The organism is Clostridioides sp. ES-S-0049-02 (assembly GCF_020658465.1).
Lineage (GTDB): Bacteria > Bacillota > Clostridia > Peptostreptococcales > Peptostreptococcaceae > Clostridioides.
This window is the reverse complement of sequence record NZ_JACVWG010000013.1, coordinates 45,140-54,032: the sequence shown is the minus strand read 5'-3', so window position 1 is coordinate 54,032 and position 8,893 is coordinate 45,140. Positions and strand designations below refer to the sequence as shown.

The following is an 8,893-nucleotide window of genomic DNA, read 5'->3' as shown; positions in this document are numbered from 1 at the left end:
CTTGAAGAATAATTCCTCTTTTGAATTATTTCAAAAAGCTTATAAACAAATTTCTGTTCAGAAGCAGAAAGAGTATATTTTCCTTGTATAAGATTATTGTGTTTTACAAGACTATTGTAGTCTTTAAATATTTCTTTTTTATCATATTTATTATAAATGACTCTTTTTACATTACCCATATATCTTAATGTATTAAGCTAAAAGTTAATACATTCCTCCTTCTTTAGTTTCTAATAAAACAATAATACATTTTTAGTTACAGTTATATATTAACCTATTTTTCACGAAAAATATATTATTTTTCGTTTTTAGTCTCCCAAATACTCGTTTCTTCATTTTTTGAAATAATTTCTTTGAAATTAATTATTAAAAATTTTTCTTTAAATATGCCAAAATATTGAAATTTAAAGGTTTTATAAGACTTTTTATTTTTTATATCTACAAAGATTTTATTTTTTACACTTTTATTTTAAATTCATAAATTCCCAAACACTCGTCATTAAAAACTCCCAAATGCTCGTTGTTAAATTCCCAAACACTCGTCGTTAAACTCCCAAATACTCGTCGTTAAACTCCCAAATACTCGTCGTTAAACTCCCAAATACTCGTCGTTAAATTCCCAAATACTCGTCGTTAATTCCCAAATACTCGTCGTTAAATTCCCAAACACTCGTCGTTAATTCCCAAACACTCGTCGTTCAACCTCTGTACATAAGTAATTTCAATGCTTCCAAATCGCCTAAAATAATAAAATATAAAATAAATAAAATGTTTTTAAAATAGAATAGAATAGTAAAAGGGAAAACGTGAATACTTTTCTATTCTGTACTGCTTATAAAAAATACAAATACCTTTCTTTTATAAATTATCAAGTTATATAAATAATATATAAATTCTTATTACTTATAAAAATATTTTAGATAAAAGATGCATCTCTTGAATAAATTTAAAAGGGCTTTTTAAAGAGTTTAAAAACGGCTGTAACGCTTTTAAATAATAAATACAATAATTTACTTTATGATAAGGACAAACTACCTTAAAATGGCAATAAAATGGAATACATAATCTATTAGAAAATTCAAAGCTATATTTAATTAATTTAATTAGTCTATTAATGAAATAGTTAATAATTTTAAAAAAGGATATGTAATTGAAAAATATTAAAAGATATAATAGTATTTTATCTAAGGATAATTTGAAAAGAGAGGGGAAAAGTAATGCATGGATTATTTGGGGGATTCATTAAGATATATAAATATCAAATGATTTTGGTTATTTTAGTTTATATTTTATTTTTTATACAAAGTAGATTTAAGTTTAAAAATAAATCTTTAAGATTTCTAAAAGATAATAATAATGTATTAAGTTTGATGAATTCATGGGAATGTTTTTTTACATTTTGTATCCCATTTATAGGATATTTAGGTTTTGCATTAGCTATTTTAGGAATGCTTCTTAACTTAGGAGGAGATTTTGAAAAAGAACATGCTAAATATTTGTTAGATGTAATTAAATCTATTTATGATAAAGAAGAAGATATTAATAAGCAATACAAGAGAGAATTTAAGAGAATAGAAAATATTTTATCTGATATTAAAAATCCCTACCACAAGATAGTGGTAGAAAATGCAGTTGTTCTTGATTCTTTTATAAATGAATACAACAATATAAAAGACTATCTTAAAACTGAAAAAGAAAAGATTGATATGTATAATGAAATAAAAACATCTTTAATTAATTTTCTAAAATTTACTGATAATATGGTTAATAATCCTGAAAAAAAAATAGCTTTAGATGAAAAGGAAATATTATTAAAAGATATTAAGAAATATACTAATATGTTAAAAGAATATATGAAGATATAATATATATAATTAATACTTAAGATTTAATAACTTTAAGGTAATAAAAATAACAGTAGAAGAAAAGATTGGAATATATTAATAAAAAATTTTAATTATATTTTATGCTAATTAAGTGAGTAACAGAGTAGTTCTAACTACTCTGTTTTTTGTAATTTAAATTTTAAAATAAATTATTTTTAAAATTAATATATAATTTAAAAAATAATTTAAAAAATAATTTAAAAAAAAGTTTGTTTATAATGTTTAAAGAACTTAAAAAACAATAAAATGGAATAACTAATCTATTTAAAAATTCAAAACTATATTTAATTATATTAATGGAATGGCTGATACTTTTAAAAAAAGATATGTCATTGAAAAATATTAAAAGATATAATAGTATTTTATCTAAGAATAACTTGAAAAGAGAGGGGAAAAGTAATGCATGAATTACTTGAGGCATTAATTAAGGTATATAAATATCAAATGTTTTTTGTTGTTTTAGTTTTTTTTCTAGCTTTTATACAAAGTAAATTTAAGTTCAAAAATAAATCTTCAAACTTTCTAAAAGATAATATTAATGTATTAGATATAGTAGGTTCATGGACATACTTTTTTGTATTTTGCATACCATTGCTGGGGTATTTGGCTTCTGCATTAGCTATTTTAGGAGTGCTTCTTAACTTAGGAGGAGATTTTGAAAAGGATCATGCTAAATATTTATTAAATGTAATTAAATCTATTTATGATAAAGAAGTAGATATTAATAGACAATATAAGAATGAGTTTAAAACAATAGAAAGTATTTTATCTGACATTAAAAATCCTTACCACAGAATAGTCGTAGAAAATGCAGTTATCCTTGACTCATTTGTGAATGAATACAACAATATAAAAGACTATTTTAAAACTGAAAAAGAAGAACTTGATATATATAACGAAATAAAAATATCTTTAATTAATCTTTTAAAATTTACTGATAATATGGCTAATCGCTCTAAAAGAGAAATGGTTTTAGATGAAAAAGAAATATTATTAAAAGATATTAAAAAATACAATAGTATGTTAAAAGAATATACAAAGCTATAATATATATAAGTGGATATTTTAAACTTGAATAGTATTAAGGTTTCAAAGAATGTTAAACAAACATATAAAAAATAGTATCAGTAATGAAGATTTTTTCTCATTTAAAGAGATTATTAAGGGGTTGTTATTTTAGTGGATTGTTTAGAAAAAATAAAAGAAGAGTATGATTATATATCTATAAAAGGCAAGGATAAAATAAATTTTAATGATAAATATGAAATTGATTTAAGAGAAAGTGAAGAAGTAAAAAGTATATTAGAAGAAATAAATATAAACAATATAGATAATATACTTAAATTTGGAAGTACATCTTCAAAGAGTGTTACAGAAATATCTGATGGACTGTTATATTCATTGAAAAATTATTATGAAATTGATATAAATGAAGTATTAAATAAATTAGACAAAGTAATAAATGAATTTGATTTTGATGAACTAAAAGAATCTAAGAAATCAAATTTTTTTAAGCAAATATTTAAAAAAAATAAATATAAATTAGATAAACAAATAAGTAAATATACAGTGATAGTAGATGAAGTTGATAAAATCTATTTTATATTAAAAAAATATGAAATAGATTTAAGAGATCAATTAAAAAAAATGAACATGTTATACGAATCAAACTTTGAATATTGTAGTAGCTTGGAAAATTATATAGCAGCAAGTGGAATTGTTTTAGAGAATTTAGACAAAGAATTGTCCATAGAATTAGAAAAAACACAGTCTTATGAAAAAGTGGGATTTTTAAAGGAGAATAAAGAAATCTTAGAACAAAGAATTTATGATTTAAAGATAGCTCGAAATATATCTTTGCAGAATATAGCATTAATGGAGCAAATTCAAAATTATAATTTTGATTTAATAAATTTAATAAAATCTTCTCTTATAATTACACTACCTATTTTTAAGCGATGTTTAACAAACTCAATAATATTAAAAAAACAGGAAATTTTGTCAATAGGAATAAATAGCGTGCAAAAGTCAACAAACAAATTTTTTATGAAGAATAAAGTAAGCACATCTAAAAATAATTTGAAAATAATTGAGAATCAAACTGACTTATATTCACTATATAAAAAAATAATGTGTGGCATAGAAGAATATAAGAAAATAAAAGTGGAAAATAATATTGAAGATAGTTTTTTAAAATTAGAAAATTTAAAAGAAGAAATGAAATATTAATAATTTTAAATCAATAAAAATAATGGGAGAATAAAAAAATAGTTATGTATCAAGATAGGAGTTTAAATTATATTTTATATTAACTAGGTGGTATGTAAATAAAAAAGAAAAATATGAAATAGTTGGAGATATAGCAACTTTATATTAACTAAGTGGAAAACAGAACAGTTTGAAACTGCTCTGTTTTTTATTTGAATTAAAAATAGAAACATAACTTAAATAAAAAATATATAAATAATTTATAAAATAACTTATATATATAATTATTTATAATGTCTAAATTTAAAAACGAGTAAAAATAATTTTCTTTGATTATTTCTATTACTATATTAAAAATTTGTATTGACTTGTAATTAATTGCACAAGAAAGTTAGAAGTAATCAGAATTGATTTACTTCTATTTTTCTTTTCTTATAATTGATACGAAGTGTTTACTCATATTATATGCAATAACTTAGTATCAATGTTTTTTATTATTCTGTAATATTATTTACCATTAGTTCACTTTCAATAACTGATATTGTTGAAAATATATCTTTCATTGAATCATCATAAAGACGAAAAATACCTCTTCCAGCAGATTTTGCTACATAAAGAGCTTGGTCTGATTGTTCAAAGAGTATATCATATTGATTGTTTGCTTTTTCAGTAGTAGATATACCCATACTTACAGAGATTGAAAAACCCTCATACTCCCCACAAATAGATTGGAAAATCTGTTCAACAAATTCAAGAAGGTTGTCATTATATTTAAAAAAAACAAGGAATTCATCTCCTCCTACTCTTGCGATAATACCATTATTACTCAAGCAATTTTTCAGACATTCTGCTGTATAGCAAAGTATTTTATCTCCAAACATATGCCCTCTACTATCATTAACCTGTTTAAAATTATCTAAGTCAAGTATAATCAAAGCAAATTTACTGTCTGGCTCATCTATAAAGCTCTTTTGTATCTGCTCTTTTGCACAAGAATGAGTTAAAAGCTGAGTTAGAGAATCATGTTGTACCAGATGTTGAAGTTTTATAAGCTGACTATGCTCCTCATTAATGTCAATTACTTTTCCAACTGCTCCCATATACTGAGGAGTATCTTCAAGTAGCCATGTGGCATGACAAATAAAATGATACCATCTCTGCTCATCACCTATCTGAATCTGAAAATCATGATGGATGTCTGGAGATTCAGGAGTTGTATTACGTAGTAATCTATCTAACACTCTTAAATTGTTTATACCTATAATATGTTGAAGTTCAGAACTATGATATGGATCTATTGCGCACTTTGTTAAACCCAGTTGTTTGGTACCCCAGTCTGAAAAAGTTACTATATGCGTTGCTTCTATGTATTCAAATTGAATTTCTCTAGACATCAAAGCTAAAAACTGATACTTAGTACGCTCATTTTCTAGTAGTTGCAATGTACGCTCAGATGCCAAAAATTCCTTATGTTGTAGTATATTTGAAGAAATATTGTGATGTTTTATTGGATCGGTAGTCGCTAAAGGATCATTTTTTAACTTATCTTGAATATGGTCAGAAATATCTATCAGACACTCTAGTAGAAGTGGATTAAATGCTCCACATTCACCATTCAAAATCATTTCGATTGCCTCTTCATGGGGAATTGCTTTTTTATAAACCCTATCACTTATTAATGCATCATATACATCTGCTAGAGCAACTATTTGTGCAGAGATTGGAATTTCATCTCCTTTAAGAGCATCTGGATACCCTCTTCCATCATAACGCTCATGATGCCAATGACAAATTTCATAGCTAACTTTGACAATTGGTTCATTTTTGTAAAAGGGTAATGTCTTCAGCATAGATGCTCCTGCCACAGAATGCGTTTTTATCACTTCAAATTCTTCTGGTGTAAGCTTGCCAGGTTTGTTTAGAATTTCATCTGGAATAGTGAGTTTTCCAATGTCATGAAGAGAGGACGCTGTGCTGATAAGTGAAATATCTGAATATGTTAAATCATATTGATCTGTTTTTTCCACTAAACGATTAAGTAGCATATTTGTCAACGTATAAATATGCAGTACATGCAGTCCACTTTCTCCATTACGAAATTCAACAATGTTACTTAAGATATTTATCATAATCTTGCTTTGCTTTTCATTTTCATAAATCTGATCTGTTACCATCTGAGCTAATTTTTTTTGCTTTCCATAAAGCATAAGAGTATTTACAACACGTCTGCGCACTATTGTTTCATCAAAAGGACGATTGATGTAATCCGTAACTCCAAGTCCATAAGCTTGATTTACATAAGAAGAGGCATTTTCAGCTGAAATCATAATAACTGGTACATCTTCAATCCAATGGTATTGGTTCATTATAGTTAATACTTCAAATCCATCCATTCTAGGCATCATTATATCCAATAGAATAAGGTCAATTTCTGTATCAGTATGCAATATATCTATAGCATGAATTCCGTCTTCTGCTTCTATGATGATATATTCATCTTCTAACATATCAGTAAGGATTGCACGATTAATTTCAGTATCATCAACAATTAATATTTTTTGTTTTCTTTTCATTTGAGTTTCTTTAAATTCATTATTTATCATCATATATCGCCCCCTTTGTGACAACACAATCATTTTTATAATGTTGATTTTAGATATTTTTTAAAACAAGTGTTAAGTTTTTCAAGTTCAATAGGTTTGGTAATATAGTTATCCATACCACAAGCATAGCCTTTGTTAACTTCTTCAATGAAAGCATTTGCGGACATAGCCACAATAGGGAGGTGGTTCATATTATTTTCTTTTTCTAACTTACGGATTTGTTGAGTTGCCTCATAACCATCCATTTTTGGCATCTGTATGTCCATAAAAACTAAGTCATAATATCCTGGCTCAACTGTTTTAATACGATCAACAGCTTCTAATCCATTCCATACCTTTTCTGTGGTTACACCAAAATAACTAATAAATTCTTCTGCAATATCCATATTTATTTCATTATCTTCAACTATAAGGACACGACCTGAATAAGTTTTCTTACTTTCAGCTACATTCACATTGGCTGCTTCCTTTGTTTTTTCACTTGATGTTAAGTTACTCATGATGTGATATAAACGGGATTTGAACACTGGTTTTGATAAAAATGCATTAATGCCAGCTGCCTTTGCTTCTTCCTCAATATCAGCCCAATCATATGCAGTAAGAACAATAATTGGTAATTCATCACCAACTATCTTACGTATCTGACGCGTTGTTTGTAGACCATCCATGACTGGCATTTTCCAATCTATAATAACTACATGATAATCTTGGTTAATTTCATGGGCCATTTTTGTTTTCTCCACGGCTTCAATACCACTAAGTACCCATTCACAATTCATGCCAATTTCCTGTATAATTCTTACTGTGTTTTCACATGCAATTTCGTCATCATCTACAACTAGCGAACGCAAATCGTATAATTTACTATAATCAAATGTTTCTTCTTCACAGGTCTGTAATTTAATAGGAATAGTTACTATAAATGTGGTACCTTTACCAAGTTCACTTTCAATCTGAATTTGACCACTCATCATATCTACAATATTCTTTGTAATGGCCATACCAAGTCCTGTACCTTCTACTCTACTTTTTGTGGAAGTCTCTGCACGCTCAAAAGGTTGGAATATCTTTTTTATAAAATCTTCAGACATACCAATTCCTGTATCACGCATTATAAACTGATAACTGCCATAACCTTTTGTAGTTGGTGGCAACTCTCGAATAGTTAAACCAATTTTACCACCAGGTTGTGTAAACTTCAATGAGTTACCTATAATATTTGTCATAATACGATTAATTTGTAAAGCATCTCCAATCACTTTTTCATGGGAGATATCACTAACATTGATTTCCATTTGTATATCTTTCTCAATAGCTTGTGGATATGTAATACTAATGAAATCATCAATTAGCTCAGGGAGTTTAAAATCTTCGTCATTTAGTGAAACTTTTCCACTTTCAATTCTACTCATATCTAAAACATCATTAATTAGTCCTAACATATGACGTGAAGATGACAATATTTTGGTTAGACAGTCTTTTACTTTATCCTTCTTATCAATATCCATGGCTGCAATTACAGTAAGACCAATAATCGCATTCATTGGAGTACGAATATCATGAGACATATTAAATAAAAATTGAGATTTTGCCAAATTTGCACGTTGTTCTACTTCAAGTTCAGCTAGAGCAGAATTCATTTCTTCTTCAGACTTGTATTTAAGTCTTAGTATGTATTGATAAAAAATAATAGCAATTAAAACTGATACACTAAGAATACTACCCATTATGACCATTACTCTTTTAGAACTGGTAACCAATTCGGAATATTCATTAAGTTTTCTTCCTGCACCTTCTGTGATAGTAACAGATAATGCATCCAGCTTATCTAGTTTTGGTTGTATTTCTTTTGAAAAGTATGCTTCTATATCCTCCTGCGTATTGTTCTGTGATTCCGCCATTTTCAACATCTTTATCTGGTCATTATACAGTTGAGAATAAAGTGAACGCATTGCTGGCACACTTTGTTTATCAGCTAGGTAACGATCATCTAAAAGATTAATTAATTCTGTCATTGACTTATCAATAGAACTGTAATGTGTTTTTATCCCAGTTATTACATCAGAAGTTTGGGAGTAAGATAAACGTTCTGGTAATGCACGCAACAATGTCAGATTAGCTTTGACATCACCTATTGCAACAGACACAGTATATGGATGTTCGCTGACTATGTTCATTTGTTCATTCATAGTATTA

General features: G+C 26.7%; 5 protein-coding genes. 3 read left to right on the top strand and 2 right to left on the bottom strand.

The annotated features are described in order from the left end of the window. The first annotated feature begins 1,217 nt into the window (after positions 1–1,217). From IC213_RS17950 to IC213_RS17940, 3 genes are all read left to right on the top strand, one after another. Positions 1,218–1,865 (top strand): hypothetical protein, encoded by a 648-nt coding sequence (locus IC213_RS17950; RefSeq protein WP_227863352.1) that lies wholly within the window; start codon positions 1,218–1,220, stop codon positions 1,863–1,865. A gap of 420 nt (positions 1,866–2,285) precedes the next feature. Next, complete coding sequence (locus IC213_RS17945; protein ID WP_227863351.1) at positions 2,286–2,933, top strand: hypothetical protein; 648 nt, start codon at positions 2,286–2,288, stop codon at positions 2,931–2,933. A gap of 132 nt (positions 2,934–3,065) precedes the next feature. Continuing rightward, complete coding sequence (locus IC213_RS17940; RefSeq protein WP_227836456.1) at positions 3,066–4,115, top strand: toxic anion resistance protein; 1,050 nt, start codon at positions 3,066–3,068, stop codon at positions 4,113–4,115. 473 nt (positions 4,116–4,588) lie between these two features. On the opposite strand, the gene IC213_RS17935 is transcribed toward IC213_RS17940, so the two are convergent. Both IC213_RS17935 and IC213_RS17930 read right to left on the bottom strand, forming a co-directional pair. After that, positions 4,589–6,730, bottom strand: a complete 2,142-nt coding sequence (locus IC213_RS17935; RefSeq protein WP_227863350.1) for a diguanylate cyclase — start codon at positions 6,728–6,730, stop codon at positions 4,589–4,591. 2 nt (positions 6,731–6,732) lie between these two features. Continuing rightward, a complete protein-coding gene (locus IC213_RS17930) occupies positions 6,733–8,886 on the bottom strand; it encodes a response regulator (protein ID WP_227863349.1) in 2,154 nt (717 codons plus the stop codon). Between the last annotated feature and the right edge of the window lie 7 nt (positions 8,887–8,893).